Below are 16,193 nucleotides of genomic sequence, written 5' to 3' on the forward strand. Positions count from 1 at the left end.
GCAAGCCCCTTCGTTCCTTCGGGAGCACCGCAACACATGAGCATAGGAGAAATGATGTCTGGAAGTTCCACACCCCCGAGAGGGTCATACCTCATCCGCGGTGGCGCAGTGATTTCCGTAGACCCGGAGATCGGGAACCTGCCCCAGGGGGACGTCCTGGTCAAGGACGGCGTGATCGTGGATGTCGGTAGCGACATCCAGGCTAATGATGCCGAGGTGGTGGACGCGAGCGGGATGATCGTGATGCCGGGCCTGATCGAAACGCACCACCACATGTGGAGTTCGCTCGGCCGCAACTTCGTCGCTCAGGACCATGAGTACTTTCCCGCGAAATGGGCCACTTCCGCGCACTACGAGCCGGAGGACTTCTACCGGAGCGTGCTCCTCGGCCTTGTGGATGCGGCGAATGCCGGGATCACCACGATGCACAACTGGTCGCACAACACCCGGACGCCCGAGCATGCCGACGCAGAACTCAGGGCGCACCGCGACGGTCTTATCCGAGCGCGGTACTCGTACGGTCACCGCGATCTCCTCCCCGAGGACGAGGCACTCGACTTCACCGATATCGATCGAGTCGCGAACGAGTGGTTCCACACGGACTCGGAGCTCGCCAAGGTGGTCCACCTCGGGGTGAACCTGCGGGGACCCGACCTCGGTGATTCGGACGTGTTCTACAGAGAAGCGGAAGAGGCGCGGGCGCGGAAGCTTCCGGTGTCCGTTCACACGATGCAAGGTGCGGAGACGAAAGTTTCAGCGCGCGAGCTCGAGGAAAAGGGGCTGTTGGGGCCGGACTTCCTCATCTGCCACTTCCTGGCGGCCACGGAAGAGGACCGCCAGGCCATGGTGAGGACGGGCACTCCGTTGAGCTTCTCCGTGCACTCGGAGCTCCGGCTCGGCGATGCGGGCGACCCGAGAGCTGCCCTGCTGAAGATGGTCGCCGCCGGCGTAACGGTGTCGCTGTCGATCGACGCGACGTCGTTGGCTCCCGTCAACTTGTTCGAGGCGATGCACATCGCCTGGAACATGGGGATCCCGTGGCAGGGCACAGATACGGAGTCCTTCGATCGACTGAACTTCGCCGACGCCATTCGGTTCGCAACCATCAACGGTGCGCAGGCGCTGGGCCTCGGGGATGTCACCGGTTCGCTCACGCCCGGAAAGCGCGCCGACCTAATCCTGATCCGGAAGCATGACCTCAACGTCGCGCCGGTGGGGGACCTGGAATCGACCGTGGTGCGTTCGGTCACCCCTGCGAATGTCGACACCGTCCTCAGCGACGGCCGCATCATCAAGCGGAAGGGCGAGCTCGTGGCCTTCGACGTGGAGCGAATTGTCCGAGAGGCAGAGGCCTCGGCCGCGGCCGTGCTCGATCGTGCGGGCGCCCGCGTCGGATAGTAGCCGCGCAGTCGCGAGGTCCGCGCGCGGAGTGCTGATGGGTCCACCATCAGTACTCCGCGTTCTGCGTCAGCCCGGATCCAGCCTCGAGGTCCTGCTGAGTGCCTCTACCGGATGGGCAGAGTTTGCATCAATCAGCGAGCGAGGTTCGCCTCGAGAGAGTGTTCGATGGAGGCTCGACGACAGGCTTCCTCGTCGCCGGACTCGATCGCGTCGACGATTGCCTCGTGCACGCGTACACGCTCCTGCTTCTGCGGCATACGCTTCGAACCGGGCACGACATTCACAGTGTTCGAAGAGATGATCTCAAGCAAGCCGAGGGCTACGTTCTTCAGGATCTCGTTCCTGCCGATCCCGATGACCAGCTCATGGAAGGCCCAGTTGCTGCGAACGAAGAGCAGATCATCATCGATCGCGTCGCGCATGCGCTGTACCTGCGCGCGGAGTGCTCGAATATCCTTGGCGGTTCGGTACCGACTGGCTTCGACAACCGTCAGCGGATCGACCACCGCGCGGAGCGCCACGGCATCCATGACAGTCTCCGGCTTTGCACGGACGGCGATGAGGGCGTCGCTGATCCGGACAAGGGGATCCGGTGAAGCGACGAAGACACCACCACGGGGTCCGGTGCGCAATGAGATCACATGTCGGGACTGGAGGAGCCGAATGGCTTCATTCATCGTCCCGGCAGCGACCCCGGCCTGAAGGCGCAGCTCGTCTTTAGTGCCAAGGCGATCGCCGGGTTGCATCTTCTCGATGGTCGACAACAGACGATCCGCAACATCCTGGGCACGCGAAGGACGGACATGCAAATCGAATGACATGTGTTCATAGTACTGGATTTGGGCCATCGTCAACGGGCGGATCGGCTTCGGCGGGAAGCAGGAGGTAGCCACAGCGGTGCATGTTGTGCAGAAATGCGGCGACTCGGAACAATGCCCTATAATGATTATAGGTAATCGTGCCACGGTGGCGCGACGGGAGGATGCGAGCAATGACGCGTGAACTGACTCACTTCATCGGCGGCGCCAGGGTTGCTGGCACTTCTGGACGCTTCAGTGATGTGTTCAACCCGAGCACAGGAGAAGTGCAGGCGCGCGTCCCCTTGGCCAGCGTCGAAGAAGTCTCGAACGCTATCGCGAACGCGGCCGCCGCTCAGGAGGAGTGGGGCGCGACGAATCCGCAGCGCCGTGCCCGCGTCCTGCAGAAGTTCCTCGAGCTGATCGCCAAGGACACGCCGTCGCTGGCTCGCATGCTCTCGAGCGAGCATGGCAAGACCATCGACGACTCGAAGGGTGACATCCTGCGCGGGGTTGAGGTCATCGAGTTCGCGCTCGGCGCTCCTCACCTGCTGAAGGGGGAGTACACGACTGGTGCCGGGGCCGGCATCGATGTGTACTCGATGCGTCAGCCGCTTGGTGTGGTGGCCGGTATCACGCCGTTCAACTTCCCCGCGATGATTCCACTGTGGAAGGCAGGCCCGGCGATCGCTGCCGGTAACTCCTTCATCTTGAAGCCTTCCGAGCGTGACCCCTCGGTGCCGCTGCGTATCGCAGAGCTGTTCATCGAAGCGGGCCTGCCTGCTGGAGTGTTCAACGTCGTCAACGGTGACAAGGAAGCCGTCGATGCGATCCTCACCGACGATCGGATCAAGGCTGTCGGATTTGTGGGTTCGACGCCGATTGCGCAGTACATCTACTCCACGGCCGCGGCGCACGGCAAGCGCGCACAATGCTTCGGTGGCGCAAAGAACCACCTCATCGTGATGCCGGACGCTGACCTTGACCAGGTCGCCGATGCGCTGATCGGCGCAGGGTACGGTTCGGCCGGTGAACGGTGCATGGCGATCTCGGTCGCCGTTCCGGTCGGGGCGGAGACGGCAGACGCCCTCGCTGCGACGCTGGCCGAGCGTGTCAAGCACCTCAAGGTCGGCCCGGCTTTGGAAGAAGGCTACGACTATGGCCCGCTGGTGACAGCTCAGGCCAAGACGCGCGCGGAGGATTACATCCAAGGCGCCATCGATGAGGGAGCAACGCTTCTGGCCGACGGCCGCGGCATTACCGTGCCAGGGCATGAGAGCGGCTTCTACCTGGGGCCGACCCTCTTCGACCACGTCACGCCGGACATGACGATCTACAAGGAAGAGGTCTTCGGGCCCGTCCTGATCATCACCCGGGCGGACAGCTATGAGGAAGCGTTGCGTCTGCCCAGCGAGCACGAATACGGCAACGGTGTTTCGATCTTCACCCGCGATGGCGACGCGGCGCGTGACTTCGCCGCCCGAGTGAACACCGGCATGGTCGGTGTGAACGTGCCGATCCCGGTGCCGATCGCCTACCACTCATTCGGCGGCTGGAAGCGCTCCGGCTTCGGGGACCTCAACCAGTATGGAACCGACTCCTTCCGCTTCTACACGAAGACGAAGACGGTGACCAGCCGCTGGCCCTCCGGAATCAAAGAGGGTGCCAGCTTCGTAATGCCGATGATGCATTGACCGGTATTTGATAGCCACAGAAGAGAACGTCACACCTGAGTCGCGTCAACGCATCGTCAGGCCGCGGTCGCGTGCGACAGCGACCGCGGCTGCCCGATCCCGCAGGTGCAGCTTCGCGAGGATCGTGGCGACGTTGTTCCGCACCGTCTTCTCGGAGAGCAGGAGCGCAGCGGCAATCTCGTGATTGCTGCGCCCGGCGGCGACCTGCCCGAGAACTTCGGCCTCCCGCGCCGTGAGTTCGGGAAACACCGCGGCCGGAGCCGGCTGCGATCCGCGGGTTGCGTAGTCGGCCAGGCGCCGGCCGATCTCACCGCCGTACACGGTTCCGCCCGATGCGACGGCGAGCACCGCCCGGGTGATCTCCTCGCGCTCGGCGCCCTTGAGCAGGTAGCCGCTCGCCCCGGCGCTGACCGCGGCGAGCACGGGTCCATCGTCGGCGTGCATGGTCAGCACGATGACCCCGATCTCGGGATGGTTCCTAGCGAGTTCGGCGACGGCGCCTGCCCCGGTCACTCCCGGCATCTCGAGATCGGTCAACACCACGGCCGGACGAAGCTCTCGGGTGAGCCGCAGCAGTTCGGGGCCGTCGGCGGCCGCGCCGACCACCTCCAGCTCGGGAACCGCGACGAGAGCCGCCTCCAGTCCGAACCTGAACATTGGATGATCGTCGGCAATCACGACCCGCACCGGGGCGGTCACTACACAACCGCCAAGGTCGGCAGGGGCACGGGCACAGGCAACGGCACGGTGAAGGTGACCGCGGTTCCGGCGGGCGATGAGTCGACTTGTAGTGAGCCGTCGAGCGCCTCAGCCCGTGTGCGCATGGACGCGAGCCCGATGCCCCCAGCGGCAGCCTCCGTCGAGAACCCTGCGCCGTCGTCGCGCACGTTCACCACGAGACATCCCGAGTCGATCGCCAGCGTGACCGTGGCGTTCTGCGCTCCCGCGTGCCGGAGCACGTTCGCGATGGCCTCATTCACCACACGGTACGCGGCCTCCTCGATCGGGCCGGGCAGCACCGGCAGGTCAGCGGCGTGCACGCTGATCGAGACCGGTGCGGTGATGGATGCCACCCGCTCGCGCACCGCGTCGGCCAAGCCGTGCGTCACCAATGCGACCGGCCGCAGTTCGTCGAGGATCCGGCGCACGTCGGTGACTGTCCCGGTCAGCTCGGCGCTCAGGATGTCGGCGATCTCCAGCGCCCGATCGACCGACCCGGCCGCAATCGCATCGCGCAACCCCTGCACACCCAGGGTGACCCCGGTCAGCGACGGGCCGAGCCCGTCGTGGATCTCCCGGCGCAACCGGTCACGCTCGGTATCCCGAGCGCGCACGACGGCGTCACGCTCCGATTCGAGCTCGTCGGCCAGCCGCACCGCCAGCACGACGGCGGCCAGCTGCGACGCCATCGTCTGCAGCATCCGCTGGTCGCGGAGCGTGTACCGGCGGCCACTCTCCCTCTCGCCGAGTTCGAGACGACCGACCGGGGTGGCGCCCACCGACAGCACGGCGGTGAACGCCGGCGAAAGGGCGGCAGGGGAGTCACCGAACGCGGCGAGTACGCTGCCGCTCGCGTCAATGGCCCGCCCAGCGGATGCCCGCACCGCGCCGCCGATCCCGGCGAGCACCGCATCGAGCAGCTCATGCTGCTCAGTACCCGAGACCCGCTGCCCGAGCTCGGACAGTGCCTTCACCGGGTCGACGCGGGCTGGAGCTTCGATTCCGAGCAGCCGATAGCGCAGGATGCCGACCGCGATCGCCGCCGGGAACAGGTACAGCGTCACCAGCTGCGCCCACTGCGCCACGATGTTCGCGCCGGCGATGTTGGCGATGACGAGCGCGGCCACTGCGGCCAGCAGCCACGCCAGCTGCTGGCGCTCGGGTGATGTTGAGCGGACGAGACGCACCAGGCACAGCGCCCACACCCCGAGCACCCCGGCGGCATAGATGCCCAGCGGAATCCAGATCTCGGGGCCGGATGTCCCGGCCGGTGTCGGATCGGCGGGCCACGTCCAGTCGGCGCTCAACTGGGCGAGCAGCCACTGCACCTGCATGGCGACGGCGCCCACGAGCACGGCGATCGTCAGCCAGGTCCAGGACCGAGCGGGCCGAATCCGCCCGCTCGGGTAGAGCACGGGCAACAGGCCGATGAGCAGGTAGATCACCAGGCCACCGAGCAGGGTCAGCGTGAGTCCGACCAGTCGGGATGCATAGGGTGAACCGGGATCGATGGCACCCAGGACGCCGGCGGCGGCGAGCGATGCCTCACCGATGGACAGCTGGGTCACCGTGCCGACGGACAGCAGCAGCCAGCCCAGCGCGTTCACCGGACGCAGCCACGCCAGGACGCCGCCGACGACCGACCAGCTGAGACCCGCGCCGATGCTGGCGAGCGCGATGACGATCGGGTCGGTCGTCGCAGGTGTGGTGCTACGGGCGGCGCCCTCGGCCCAGGCTGCGGCGCCGGTCGCGCCGACACTCACGACGAGCAACGCGATCGCGACCACCCGGCGCAGCAACATGGGTCTCATCTTCTCGGTGAGCACCTCGCTCGGGCAAGGGCAGATCGCCCGGGTGGTCGGGCACTTTGCCCGAACGGTCGGGGCGACCGACTCTGCCCTCAGGCAGGACCTCTCGCCGACGATGGTCGCGCCCGAACGTCGGGCGACCGTCGCAAGGAGACCACAATGTCAACCGAGTCCCGCTCGAGCACCGCCACTACACCGGGCAGCAGTCCGGCCACCGCCCCCGCCTCCCGTCGGCGCAGGTACGTGACTTTCCGCATCGCGGCGGTCGTCGCAGCACTGACCTTCCTAGTGCTGTTCAACGCGCTGCCGGCGTTGCTCACCCCGTGGGTTGACTTCGCCGACACGACGGATCACGGCTGGGCGCGCACCCCCGAACTGCACAGGGTGGCCGACAGCGGAGCTGCCCTGTTGATGACTGCGGTTGCCGCAGCATCCGTGATCCTGGCCGTGCGTCCGACCCGGAACGCGGCAACGACCATGTGGCTGATCTCGACTCTGACGATGATCTTCCTGATGAGCATCGGCTCATCCGCGATCCAGGGTCACGATCTGATGGTCGCGGTGATCACCGCCGCGATCCTCCTGGGCGTCTTCGTTGTCCCGCTGGCCCTGCTGTCGCCCGACCGCCGTAGCCTCCTGCGCGCCGGTGTGACCCAGGCCGTCGGCTCGGCCGCGCCTCGGCCGAGCCGGTTAGTCCTGCTCGGTCTCAGCTGCCTCATGGCGGCGGGCCCGCTTCTGGGGGTCGGCGTCATCGCCTGGCGCCTCAGCGGTGGTGTCTTCGAGGCTCCGCAGGAGGACGACGTGATCGGCCTGGCGATGCTCGGCGCTTCGGTCGCGCTCGGAGCCTGGCTCTGCCTGCGTGCGCACGAGGGGTGGCGTGCACTCGCGATCCTGCTGCTGGCGATGACCGCCTACGCTGTGGCCGCGGGCGTCAGCCTCGCTCTCGCGTGACGACGCCCGCGGCGGGTGGTGCTAGCGGGCAGTGCCCGCGAAGGAGCTCGTGGCCTGGACCGTCGCGGTGTAGTCCGCGTTCGGTTCGTAGATGAAACAAATCACCTCGCGGTCGCCCTCAGCCCAGGTCACCTCGGTCGGGATGAGTGGCCACACATCGAGCACCGACTCCTGGTAGGAGATACCGACGAACTTGTCGAATTCGGACACGCACCGGTCGCCGGCTTCGGCCAGGACGGCGTCATTTCCGGGGAACTTTTCGGCCTTGATGTCGTAGGCGAAGTACGCCTCGTTGTCGTGGGGTTCGCTGCACGGCACCGTCGGCACCGAAGCGATCTCTTCGGTGTCCACGTCGTTCGTGCAGTCGCCGACGCGGATGGAGAAGATGTCCGTGTTTTCATTGCCCGCCGTGATCTGCCCGCTCTCATCACGCTCTGCCTCGGCCGGGAACAGCCCGCCGATAGCACTGCAGCCAGACAGTGCCAGGGCGGCGGCGCCGACAGTGAGGAGCAAAACGGTCTTCTTCAGTGCAGGAGTAATCACAACGCGCTTTCTGTGTATTGGCTGGATTCAGCGTTTTGAGCCTATCTCGGGGGTCTGCTTCCCGGGGAAGGGGCCGCTCGTGTCCGGCATTAGACTCGGCACCGTATGGCTGATTCCTCCGCACCTCAGGCCCATTCAGATCGTGTCCGGTGGGAGGCGTTCGCCATCTGCGTCGCCGTGGCAGCGCTGACGATCCTCGACATCTCCAAGATCAACGTCGGTCTGCCCACCATTGAGCATTCACTGCACGGCGGATCGACCGAGTTGCAGCTCATTGTCGCCGGCTATGCCCTCGCTTTCGGACTGCTGCTGGTGCCCTCAGGGCGACTGGGAGACATCCATTCGCGCAAGATGATGTTCGTGATCGGCCTCAGCGCGTTCACCCTCGCGAGCCTGCTCTGCGCGCTCGCCCCGAACATCGAGACCCTAGTGATCGGTCGCCTGCTGCAGGGTGCCGCTGCCGGAATTCAGATGCCCCAGGTGCTCGGGCTCATCCAGCAACTGTTCCAGGGTCCCGCTCGCGGTCGCGCGTTCGGCATGTTCGGCGCGATCATCGGCATCTCCACGGCCATCGGCCCGACACTCGGTGGCGTGCTGATCGCGATCGGCGGTGAGACGGATGGCTGGCGCCTGCTGTTCTGGATGAACGTACCGCTCGGCGTGCTCGCGTTGATCTTCGCCCTGCGACTGCTGCCCGCCCAGCAGACGCATGAGGGTACCCGCACCCAGCTTGACCTCGTCGGCATCCTGCTGATCGCGATTGCCACGTTCTGCCTGATGCTGCCGTTCGTGCTGACCACCGGCGGGCCGGACGACAACCCCAACCGCTGGTACTGGCTGATCGGGTTCGTGCTTGGCTCAGCCGTGTTCGTCTGGTGGGAACGGCGCTATCTCGCCCAGGGCAAGTCACCGGTTGTGCAGTTCGCCCTGTTCAAGCTGTCGTCCTACCGCAACGGCCTTCTGATCGGCCTGGCCTACTTCGCAGGCGCGCCCGCGATGTTCCTGCTCATCGTGCTGTTCGTGCAGGACGGCCTTGGCTTCTCGCCGGTCATCGCGGGTATGGTGAGCATCCCGTTCGCGCTGGCCTCGGCCGTGGCATCCTGGCTCGGCGGGCGTCTCGTGAACCGTTTCGGACGCAGCCTGGTGCTCCTCGGCGCCTTGCTTGCCGCCGGCGGATTCGCGCTCTGCCTGCCGATTGCCGAGTACGCGCCGAAGGACGCGGTGCCCTTGCTCATCGCCGCGGCGATGCTCTTCGCCGGTTTCGGCGGCGGCCTCATCATCTCGCCGAACCAGACCATCACGCTGTCCGAGGTCCCGGTCACGCAGGGTGGCGTCGCCGGCTCGGTGGCACAGGTCGCGCAACGGGTCGGTACGGCGATCGGAGTGGCTGCCGGATCATCGATCTTTTTCTCGACGATCTTCCGCGAGCGGGATGCTGCGGATCAGGCGGGCGTATACAGCGACGCGTTCCGCAGTGGACTGCTGGTCGGCATCGCCCTGCTGCTGATGGCGGCGGTGTTCGCCGCGCTTGATCTCAGGAGCGTGCGGCGAGCGCGTTGAGCGCAGCCTCGTGCAGCAGGCCGTTGGTGGCCAGGGCGCTGCCGTGCCAGGGTCCGGGCTCGCCGTCGATGGATGTGAACCGGCCACCGGCTTCTTCGATGATCGGAATCAGCGCCGCCATGTCGTAGGGCTTCAGATCCGGTTCGCTGACCAGGTCGATCGCCCCCTCGGCGAGCAGCATGTATGACCACATGTCGCCGATGCCCCGCTCGCGCCAAACCGTGCGAGTGAGTTCGATCACCTGGTCCAGCCGGCCGAACTCATCCCAGCCTTGAAGCCGGTTGAAGCTGATGTTGGCGTTGGCCAGCGTTTCGACGTCGCTCACGCGCAGCCGTCGCGGTTGGCTGTCGCCGTTGGTCTTGACCCACGCGCCGTCGCCGCGAGCCGCCCACCAGCGCTTGCCAAGTGCGGGGCTGCTGACCACGCCGAGGACCGGCTCACCGTCGACGGCGAGTGCGATGAGGGTGCCCCAGATCGGCACCCCGCGCAAGAAGTTCGCCGTGCCATCGATCGGATCGATGATCCACTGTCGTGAGGATTCCCCTTCGACTCCGTACTCCTCGCCGAGGATGCCGTCGCCATGCCGGGACTCGGCAATATGCTCGCGCAGCAGCTTCTCCACGCGCGTATCGGCGTCGGTGACGTGGGTGTTGTCGGCCTTGAGCCGTACGTCGAGGTTGGCTGCGAGGAAGCGGTCGAGGCTGATGAGGTCGGCTTCGCCCGCCATCGCAAGTGCAAACGCGAGGTCGTCGCTGAGGGAGTACTGGGTCACCAAGCCAGCGTAGTTGCGCGGGCGGCCCCGGCGCTTCTAGGCGAGGGTGGTGAGCAGCCGTTGTGCGGAGTCGTACCGCTCACGGCTGGCCTTGCCTGCCTCGACCGCTTCGGCGATCGCGCAGTCCGGGGCATCCGGCAGATGCGTGCAGCCGCGCGGGCAGTCCTCGGCAATCTCAGCCAGGTCGGTGAAGGCGCGCAGGATGTTGTCGGGGTTGATGTGCCCGAGGCCGAACGAGCGAACGCCGGGCGTGTCGATGATCCAACCGCCGGTCGGAACCTTGAGCGACACCGTCGACGACGAGGTGTGACGCCCCCGTCCGGTGACCACGTTCACATGCCCGATTGCCCGGTCAGCGCCGGGAACCAGGGCGTTCACGAGCGTCGACTTGCCGACCCCGGAATGACCGACCGCGACGGTGCGGTGCCCGTCGAGGGCTCGGGCGATCTCGTCCAGCGGCGGGTCGCCGAGGTTGCTGGTGAACACGGTGAGACCGAGTCCGGCGAAGTTCGCCAGGAAGGATGTCGGGTCGGCGATATCCGTCTTCGTCACCACCAGCAGCGGGGTGATCCCCGCGTCGTAGGCGGCCACCAGGTAACGGTCCACCAGCCGGGGGCGCGGTTCGGGGTTCGCCGCGGCGACGACGATGAGCATCTGGTCGGCGTTCGCGACGATCACCCGCTCGACCGCGTCGGTGTCGTCGGCGCTTCGGCGCAGCAGCGTGGAGCGCTCCTGCAGGCGAACGATCCGGGCGAGGCTGCCCTCGGCCCCGCTGGTGTCGCCGACCAGGTCGACCACATCGCCGGTCACCACTGACTTCTTGCCCAGTTCGCGAGCGCGGGCGGCGGTCAGGGCGTGTTCGTCGGCGCCGCCCTCATCGACGAGAACGCCGTAGCGGCCACGGTCGACGGTGAGCACCCGACCGGCCACGGCATTGCCGTGCTCCGGTCGTGTTTTCGTGCGCGGCCGGTTTGCCTTGGGGTTCGGCCTGGCCTTGTAGCTCGTCTCGTCGTACTCGGAGTACGGTTCGTCCGCGTCATCGTCGTCGGTGAGCCAGCTCATGGCAGAGGCGACTCCCGCAGGCCGCGCCACAGTTCGGGGAACTGCGGCAGCGTCTTGCCGGTTGAGGCGATGTCGTCGATGTCGACCCCGTCCACTGCGAGACCGATGATCGCGCCAGCGGTCGCCATCCGGTGATCGGCGTAGGCGTGCCAGAGTCCGCCGCGCAGCGGCTGCGGCTCGATCACGAGCCCGTCGTCGAGTTCGGTGACCCGCCCGCCGAGGGCGTTGATCTCGGCAGTCAGCGCCGCCAGCCGGTCGGTCTCGTGGCCGCGCAGATGCCCGATCCCGGTGATGCTGCTGCGGCCGTCGGCCAGGGCCGCGAGAGCGACCAGTGCGGGGGCCAGTTCACCGCCGGTGGAGAGGTCGAGGTCGACCGCGCGGATCGGCTTGCCGCCGACCAGGCCGGCTCCGCCGTCGATGGTGAGGTCGTCGCCATTGCGGGTGACGGATGCGCCGAACTGTGGCAGCAGATGCTCGAGGTCAGCACCGACCTGGGTGGTGGCATCCGGCCAGCCCTGAATCGTGACGGTTCCCCCGGCGACGAGCGCGGCGGCAAGGAATGGTGCCGCATTGGACAGGTCGGGTTCGATGGTGAGATCCAGGGCGGCGATCGGCCCAGGCTCGACGACCCAGACACCCGGCTCCGGGCTCGCGGCGCTGATGCCACGGGCGCGCAGGCAGTGCAGGGTCATCTCGATGTGCGGCAGGCTCGGCAGCCGCTCGCCGGTGTGCCGCAGCGTGAGCCCATGGGTGAACCGCGGGGCCGCGAGCAGCAGGCCGGAGACGAACTGGCTGGACGCACTGGCGTCGATGGCCAACTCGCCACCGTCGACCGTCCCCATGCCGTACAGGCTGAATGGCAGGGCACCGCGGCCGTCGTCGTTCACGTCGACGCCCAGGTCGCGCAGCGCGTTCAGCACCGGGCGCATCGGCCGCTTGCGGGCGTGCTCGTCACCGTCGAAGGACACCGGGCCGAGCGCAAGCGCAGCCAGCGGCGGCATGAACCGCATGACCGTACCGGCGAGGCCGCAGTCGATGGAAACCCCGCCCTGCATCTCCTCGGCTGGGGTGATCCGCAGGTTCGGGCCGTAGGCGCCGTCGCCATCGACCTCATCGATCTGGGTGCCCAGGGCCTTGAGCGCCTGCACCATCAGCGCACTGTCGCGTGAATGGAGGGGCCAGCGCAGGGTCGACGGGCCATCGGCGATCGCCGCGAGCACGAGTTCCCGGTTGGTCAGGCTCTTCGATCCGGGCAGTTGGAGGGACGCCGACAGGGGACCGGTGGCCGTGGGCGCGCGCCAAGGACCCGGGGCGGTGGCATCTGTTGGAACGTCGTCCCCGTACGGATTGAATTCGGGGTTGGAATACCTGAACACGTGCATTGGTTACCAATGTATCGGCACTTGCTCGGCGAACGGAGATCCTTAGGTGATGGCCTCACATGCACCGGTTCTAGACTGGCCGCTGATGGACGAAACACCGGACGAGATCGTCCAAGCCCCCAGCATCGAACCCTCCGCCAGTGAGACGAGAGACCTGTTCGAAGAGCAGGCTTTGCCGTTCATGGACCAGCTGTACGCAGCGGCCATGCGCATGACGAAGAACCCGGCCGACGCCGCGGATCTTGTCCAGGAGACCTTCGTCAAGGCATTTGCCGCGTTCAGCCAGTTCAAGCAGGGCACGAACCTGAAGGCCTGGCTGTACCGGATCCTGACGAACACGTTCATCAACACCTACCGCAAGAAGCAGCGTGACCCGTATCGGGGCACGATCGACGAGCTCGAGGATTGGCAGATCGGCGGTGCCGAGTCAGCCACGGCGACCTCGTCGCGTTCTGCCGAGGCCGAGGCGATCGACCGGATGCCGTCCGGTGCGGTCAAGGATGCCTTGCAAGACATACCCGAAGACTTCCGTCTGGCCGTCTACCTGGCCGACGTCGAGGGCTTCTCCTACCAGGAGATAGCCGACATTATGAAGACGCCCACTGGAACCGTCATGAGCCGCCTGCACCGCGGCCGACGGATGCTGCGTGAGCGATTGGCAGACTACGCGGCCGAGCGAGGGATCGCCGCGAGCGGCAGGAGCAGGAAATGACTGATTGCGGATGTGAAAAGGCTCGCGCAGAGCTCGAAGAGTACCTGCACCGCGAGTTGAGCGACGAGGACTTCCGGGATGTCTCGGAGCACCTCGCTCACTGCGAGAACTGCTCGTATGAACACCTGGTCGGGATGACACTCACCCGCAAGGTTCGCGAGGTGTGCCAGGAGAAGGCGCCTGAAGAGTTGCGCGCCGCGGTGCATGCTCGACTGCTGGAACTTCAGATCTCGAAATAGGCTGCCGACCGGTTCGCTGAGTTTGCGGACCTAATAGACGCAAAACGGCGGCGCCCTCCAAGGAGGACGCCGCCGTTTCTGTTGCCAGCGGGCTACGCGACCTTGTCGAGCAGCACGATCGCCGACTGGAATTCGGTGCCGCGCGAGAACTGCAGCTGGATGTGCATCCAGGCGAGTCCTTCGAGCACCGCGGACTGGGCGAGCGCACCGGTGTCGATGACGCGGAAGCCGGTGGCTTCGCCGAACGCGGTGACCGCGGCCTTCGCCTCGGCGTCGTCACCTGCGACGAACAGGTCGAGCTGGTACTCGCCGCCGGCGGCGACGTTGCCCGCGAAGATCGTGTTGAAGGCCTTCACGACCGCTGCGCCGGGCACGCTGGCCGCAATCGTCTCGGCGCCGGAGGTGCCGGGCGCGACCGCGACACCGCTGAAGTCATCCTTGATCGGGTTCGACGCGTCGACGACGATCTTTCCCTCGAGCGAGCCGAGGCCGGCCAGGGCGTCGGCGATGGCGCTGTAGGGGAGAGCGATGAAGACCAGGTCGCCGGTTGCGGGACCGGTGAGCGGCGACACGGTGACGGTGCCGTTCAGGTCACTCGCGAGCGCCTGGCCCTTGCTCTCGTCGCGGACGAGGAGCTGGACGTCGTAACCGGCGGCGACGGCGCGGGTGGCGATTCCACGGGCGACGTTGCCGGCGCCAAGGATGCTGATCGAGGTCATAGTGTTCCTTCGATTTAGTTGAATGTTCAAAGGTTGAACGTTGAACTAAGTAGAACTATACGGGCATTCAACTGAATGTTCAAGTACTTTGCTAGACTGGTCGACATGACCGATTCCGAGCGCCCGTTCCGCTGGCTGACCGACGATGAGCAGCGCGCCTGGCGCGCGTACCTCGTGGCGTCCGCGCGCCTGCAGGAAGAGCTCGACCGGCAGTTGCAGCGCGATTCCGGGATGCCGCACGCGTACTACATGATTCTCGCGATGCTCTCGGAGTCACCCGAGGGCGGTGTTCGGATGACCGAGCTTGCCGACGTGCTGAAAATCTCGTCCAGCCGTCTCTCGCACGCGGTGACCAAGCTCGAGGGTCTGGGCTGGCTGCGGCGCGACGCCGACCCGAAGGACAAGCGAGTGAGTTACGCCTGCCTCACCGATGAGGGCCGCGGCGCCCTGGTCGAGGCGGCTCCCGGCCATGTCACGACCGTGGTGGAGAACCTGTTCGACCGGCTTTCAGCCGAGCAGATCACTCAGCTGTACGAGATCAGTGCCGCGATGCTCGAGGTGCTGGCCCCCGACGAGATTCCCGGCCAGATCCTGCGCCCAGGCTCCCGCTGACCGGATCGTTCCGATTGTTGGCAGTTTGCTGCCTTCCCTGGGCATGAAGTGCGCCGCCATGATGAATTCATGACAGACCCAACCGACACAGCCCTGCTCGTGATCGATGCCCAAGAGTCCTTCCGCCAGCGATCGGATGACTGGGCGCAAACGGCGAATCCGCAGGTGCTGGCCAACATCTCCCGGCTGGTGGCTCACGCGCGCTCCGTCGGTGACCAGATCGTGTGGGTCACCCACGCGGAACCCGGGACAGGTGGCGTGTTCGATCCGGACCTCGGTTTCGTTCGGGTGGTGTCCGAACTTGAGCCTCTCGAGAGTGAGGCTCAGCTGACGAAGACCTCGGTCAGCGCGTTCACAACGACCAATCTGCAGGAGCGGTTGACGCAGCACGGCATCCGTCGAGTCGTGATTTGTGGCATCCGCACCGAGCAGTGTTGCGAGACGACTGCTCGGATGGCGAGTGACCTCGGCTTCGACGTCGAATTCGTCACCGATGCCACCACGACATCCGGCATCGCGTCGGGAGAGACATACGCGGCGGTATCGGGCGAGGAATTGATGCGCCGGACCGAGAGCATCCTCGGCGCACGCGGTTTCGCCACGATCGTCACCACGGCGCAGCGGGCGAGCACGTCGGCAGCAGCGTGACGCAAGGATCTCGGTGAGGGCCGCTACTTCAGCTTCTTCTTTTCGGCGACCAGCGGCAGCATCTTCTCGATTCGCGACTCACGGGTCTCGGCCCGCTTGGCCTCGCTGATCCAGAGGTGGTACTCACGCTGATGCGAGTACGGCATGCTGCGGAAGGCGTCGAGCAGTCCGGCATCCGTCAGCGCCGTGGTCTCGTCTGGATCGAGGTCGACGATCCGTTCCGCCGTGTCGAGCTCAATCTCCACGTGCACCGAGTCGCCGGCGGCCTTGCCGATCGCGCGCTGCACGTCGCTGCGCACGAGGATGAGATGCGGTCCGCCGTAGTTGACCAGTGACCCGCGATACGGATGCCCATCGAATCGCGCGGTGACCGGCACCCGGCCCCTCACCCCGAACAGGTCGGACACCGAGAACGGGAACTCCACGAACGCGGACGATCCCGAGACATCCGCTCGCTGGATCACCGCATCAAAGCTCAGCACGCCCGGGTTTCGGTAATTGACCATGCCGAAATGCTAGCGAGGCGGCGAAAAGCACGACGCCCGCCCTGGCCGTGAGGCGAGGACGGGCGTC

17 protein-coding genes are annotated in these 16,193 nt (G+C 66.3%); 8 read left to right on the top strand and 9 right to left on the bottom strand.

What is annotated here, in order from left to right:
- The first annotated feature begins 54 nt into the window (after positions 1-54).
- Positions 55-1,398 carry an amidohydrolase family protein gene (locus GO591_RS03190; RefSeq protein WP_157155485.1) on the top strand — a complete coding sequence of 448 codons (1,344 nt, stop codon included), beginning with the start codon at positions 55-57 and terminating at the stop codon, positions 1,396-1,398.
- Positions 1,399-1,532: 134 nt separating this feature from the next.
- Here the strand turns inward: GO591_RS03190 and GO591_RS03195 are convergent, their stop codons facing one another.
- Entirely contained in the window at positions 1,533-2,294 is a 762-nt protein-coding gene (locus GO591_RS03195) for a FadR/GntR family transcriptional regulator (RefSeq protein WP_157155486.1), read from the bottom strand.
- 98 nt (positions 2,295-2,392) lie between these two features.
- Between GO591_RS03195 and GO591_RS03200 the strand changes: the two genes are divergently transcribed.
- A complete protein-coding gene (locus GO591_RS03200; protein WP_157155487.1) occupies positions 2,393-3,892 on the top strand; it encodes a CoA-acylating methylmalonate-semialdehyde dehydrogenase in 1,500 nt (499 codons plus the stop codon).
- A gap of 45 nt (positions 3,893-3,937) precedes the next feature.
- On the opposite strand, the gene GO591_RS03205 is transcribed toward GO591_RS03200, so the two are convergent.
- Positions 3,938-4,591, bottom strand: coding sequence for a response regulator (locus GO591_RS03205; protein WP_157155488.1), 654 nt, complete (start codon positions 4,589-4,591; stop codon positions 3,938-3,940).
- Positions 4,591-6,414 (bottom strand): sensor histidine kinase, encoded by a 1,824-nt coding sequence (locus GO591_RS03210; RefSeq protein WP_198295539.1) that lies wholly within the window; start codon positions 6,412-6,414, stop codon positions 4,591-4,593. The genes GO591_RS03205 and GO591_RS03210 overlap by 1 nt, the downstream gene beginning before the upstream one ends.
- A 165-nt stretch (positions 6,415-6,579) precedes the next feature.
- Between GO591_RS03210 and GO591_RS03215 the strand changes: the two genes are divergently transcribed.
- Entirely contained in the window at positions 6,580-7,371 is a 792-nt protein-coding gene (locus GO591_RS03215) for a hypothetical protein (protein ID WP_157155490.1), read from the top strand.
- Positions 7,372-7,392: 21 nt separating this feature from the next.
- On the opposite strand, the gene GO591_RS03220 is transcribed toward GO591_RS03215, so the two are convergent.
- On the bottom strand, positions 7,393-7,914 hold the full coding sequence (locus GO591_RS03220; protein ID WP_157155491.1) for a septum formation family protein: 522 nt from the start codon (positions 7,912-7,914) through the stop codon (positions 7,393-7,395).
- A 105-nt stretch (positions 7,915-8,019) separates the two neighbouring features.
- On the opposite strand from GO591_RS03220, the gene GO591_RS03225 reads away from it, so the two are divergent.
- Positions 8,020-9,474 carry an MFS transporter gene (locus tag GO591_RS03225; RefSeq protein WP_157155492.1) on the top strand — a complete coding sequence of 485 codons (1,455 nt, stop codon included), beginning with the start codon at positions 8,020-8,022 and terminating at the stop codon, positions 9,472-9,474.
- On the opposite strand, the gene GO591_RS03230 is transcribed toward GO591_RS03225, so the two are convergent.
- The 3 genes from GO591_RS03230 to aroA all read right to left on the bottom strand — a co-directional run bounded on the left by GO591_RS03230 (position 9,449) and on the right by aroA (position 12,690).
- Positions 9,449-10,201 (bottom strand): inositol monophosphatase family protein, encoded by a 753-nt coding sequence (locus tag GO591_RS03230; protein WP_370455344.1) that lies wholly within the window; start codon positions 10,199-10,201, stop codon positions 9,449-9,451. The genes GO591_RS03225 and GO591_RS03230 overlap by 26 nt on opposite strands.
- Before the next feature lie 81 nt (positions 10,202-10,282).
- A complete protein-coding gene (gene rsgA, locus GO591_RS03235) occupies positions 10,283-11,308 on the bottom strand; it encodes a ribosome small subunit-dependent GTPase A (RefSeq protein WP_157155494.1) in 1,026 nt (341 codons plus the stop codon).
- A complete protein-coding gene (aroA, locus tag GO591_RS03240) occupies positions 11,305-12,690 on the bottom strand; it encodes a 3-phosphoshikimate 1-carboxyvinyltransferase (protein ID WP_157155495.1) in 1,386 nt (461 codons plus the stop codon). The genes rsgA and aroA overlap by 4 nt, the downstream gene beginning before the upstream one ends.
- Positions 12,691-12,775: 85 nt before the next feature.
- Here aroA and GO591_RS03245 point away from each other — a divergent pair, with 85 nt between their 5' ends.
- Positions 12,776-13,402, top strand: coding sequence for a sigma-70 family RNA polymerase sigma factor (locus GO591_RS03245; protein ID WP_157155496.1), 627 nt, complete (start codon positions 12,776-12,778; stop codon positions 13,400-13,402).
- A complete protein-coding gene (locus GO591_RS03250) occupies positions 13,399-13,641 on the top strand; it encodes a zf-HC2 domain-containing protein (RefSeq protein ID WP_157155497.1) in 243 nt (80 codons plus the stop codon). Before GO591_RS03245 ends, GO591_RS03250 begins: the two co-directional genes overlap by 4 nt.
- A 92-nt stretch (positions 13,642-13,733) precedes the next feature.
- On the opposite strand, the gene GO591_RS03255 is transcribed toward GO591_RS03250, so the two are convergent.
- Positions 13,734-14,360: an NADPH-dependent F420 reductase gene (locus tag GO591_RS03255; RefSeq protein WP_157155498.1), complete on the bottom strand. Its 627-nt coding sequence runs from the start codon at positions 14,358-14,360 to the stop codon at positions 13,734-13,736.
- A 105-nt stretch (positions 14,361-14,465) separates the two neighbouring features.
- On the opposite strand from GO591_RS03255, the gene GO591_RS03260 reads away from it, so the two are divergent.
- The gene (locus GO591_RS03260; RefSeq protein WP_157155499.1) at positions 14,466-14,972 is read left to right on the top strand and encodes a MarR family winged helix-turn-helix transcriptional regulator; all 507 of its coding nucleotides are present in this window, start codon (positions 14,466-14,468) and stop codon (positions 14,970-14,972) included.
- 69 nt (positions 14,973-15,041) lie between these two features.
- Positions 15,042-15,620: a cysteine hydrolase family protein gene (locus tag GO591_RS03265; protein WP_198295540.1), complete on the top strand. Its 579-nt coding sequence runs from the start codon at positions 15,042-15,044 to the stop codon at positions 15,618-15,620.
- Between the two features lie 23 nt (positions 15,621-15,643).
- On the opposite strand, the gene GO591_RS03270 is transcribed toward GO591_RS03265, so the two are convergent.
- Positions 15,644-16,126, bottom strand: a complete 483-nt coding sequence (locus tag GO591_RS03270) for a YdeI/OmpD-associated family protein (RefSeq protein ID WP_157155500.1) — start codon at positions 16,124-16,126, stop codon at positions 15,644-15,646.
- Positions 16,127-16,193: the final 67 nt, after the last annotated feature.

Origin of the sequence: Diaminobutyricimonas sp. LJ205 (assembly GCF_009755725.1) — a bacterium.
Taxonomy (GTDB): domain Bacteria; phylum Actinomycetota; class Actinomycetes; order Actinomycetales; family Microbacteriaceae; genus Ruicaihuangia.

What these genes read in the sequence shown, in the direction of transcription:
- GO591_RS03265 (WP_198295540.1), top strand. Translation starts at nt 15,042, where the DNA reads ATGACAGACCCAACCGACACAGCCCTGCTCGTGATCGATGCCCAAGAG.
- GO591_RS03225 (WP_157155492.1), top strand. Translation starts at nt 8,020, where the DNA reads ATGGCTGATTCCTCCGCACCTCAGGCCCATTCAGATCGTGTCCGGTGG.
- GO591_RS03200 (WP_157155487.1), top strand. Translation starts at nt 2,393, where the DNA reads ATGACGCGTGAACTGACTCACTTCATCGGCGGCGCCAGGGTTGCTGGC.
- GO591_RS03270 (WP_157155500.1), bottom strand. Translation starts at nt 16,126, where the DNA reads ATGGTCAATTACCGAAACCCGGGCGTGCTGAGCTTTGATGCGGTGATC.
- GO591_RS03210 (WP_198295539.1), bottom strand. Translation starts at nt 6,414, where the DNA reads ATGTTGCTGCGCCGGGTGGTCGCGATCGCGTTGCTCGTCGTGAGTGTC.
- GO591_RS03230 (WP_370455344.1), bottom strand. Translation starts at nt 10,201, where the DNA reads ATGGCGGGCGAAGCCGACCTCATCAGCCTCGACCGCTTCCTCGCAGCC.
- GO591_RS03215 (WP_157155490.1), top strand. Translation starts at nt 6,580, where the DNA reads ATGTCAACCGAGTCCCGCTCGAGCACCGCCACTACACCGGGCAGCAGT.
- GO591_RS03260 (WP_157155499.1), top strand. Translation starts at nt 14,466, where the DNA reads ATGACCGATTCCGAGCGCCCGTTCCGCTGGCTGACCGACGATGAGCAG.
- GO591_RS03255 (WP_157155498.1), bottom strand. Translation starts at nt 14,360, where the DNA reads ATGACCTCGATCAGCATCCTTGGCGCCGGCAACGTCGCCCGTGGAATC.
- rsgA (WP_157155494.1), bottom strand. Translation starts at nt 11,308, where the DNA reads ATGAGCTGGCTCACCGACGACGATGACGCGGACGAACCGTACTCCGAG.
- aroA (WP_157155495.1), bottom strand. Translation starts at nt 12,690, where the DNA reads ATGCACGTGTTCAGGTATTCCAACCCCGAATTCAATCCGTACGGGGAC.
- GO591_RS03245 (WP_157155496.1), top strand. Translation starts at nt 12,776, where the DNA reads ATGGACGAAACACCGGACGAGATCGTCCAAGCCCCCAGCATCGAACCC.
- GO591_RS03250 (WP_157155497.1), top strand. Translation starts at nt 13,399, where the DNA reads ATGACTGATTGCGGATGTGAAAAGGCTCGCGCAGAGCTCGAAGAGTAC.
- GO591_RS03190 (WP_157155485.1), top strand. Translation starts at nt 55, where the DNA reads ATGTCTGGAAGTTCCACACCCCCGAGAGGGTCATACCTCATCCGCGGT.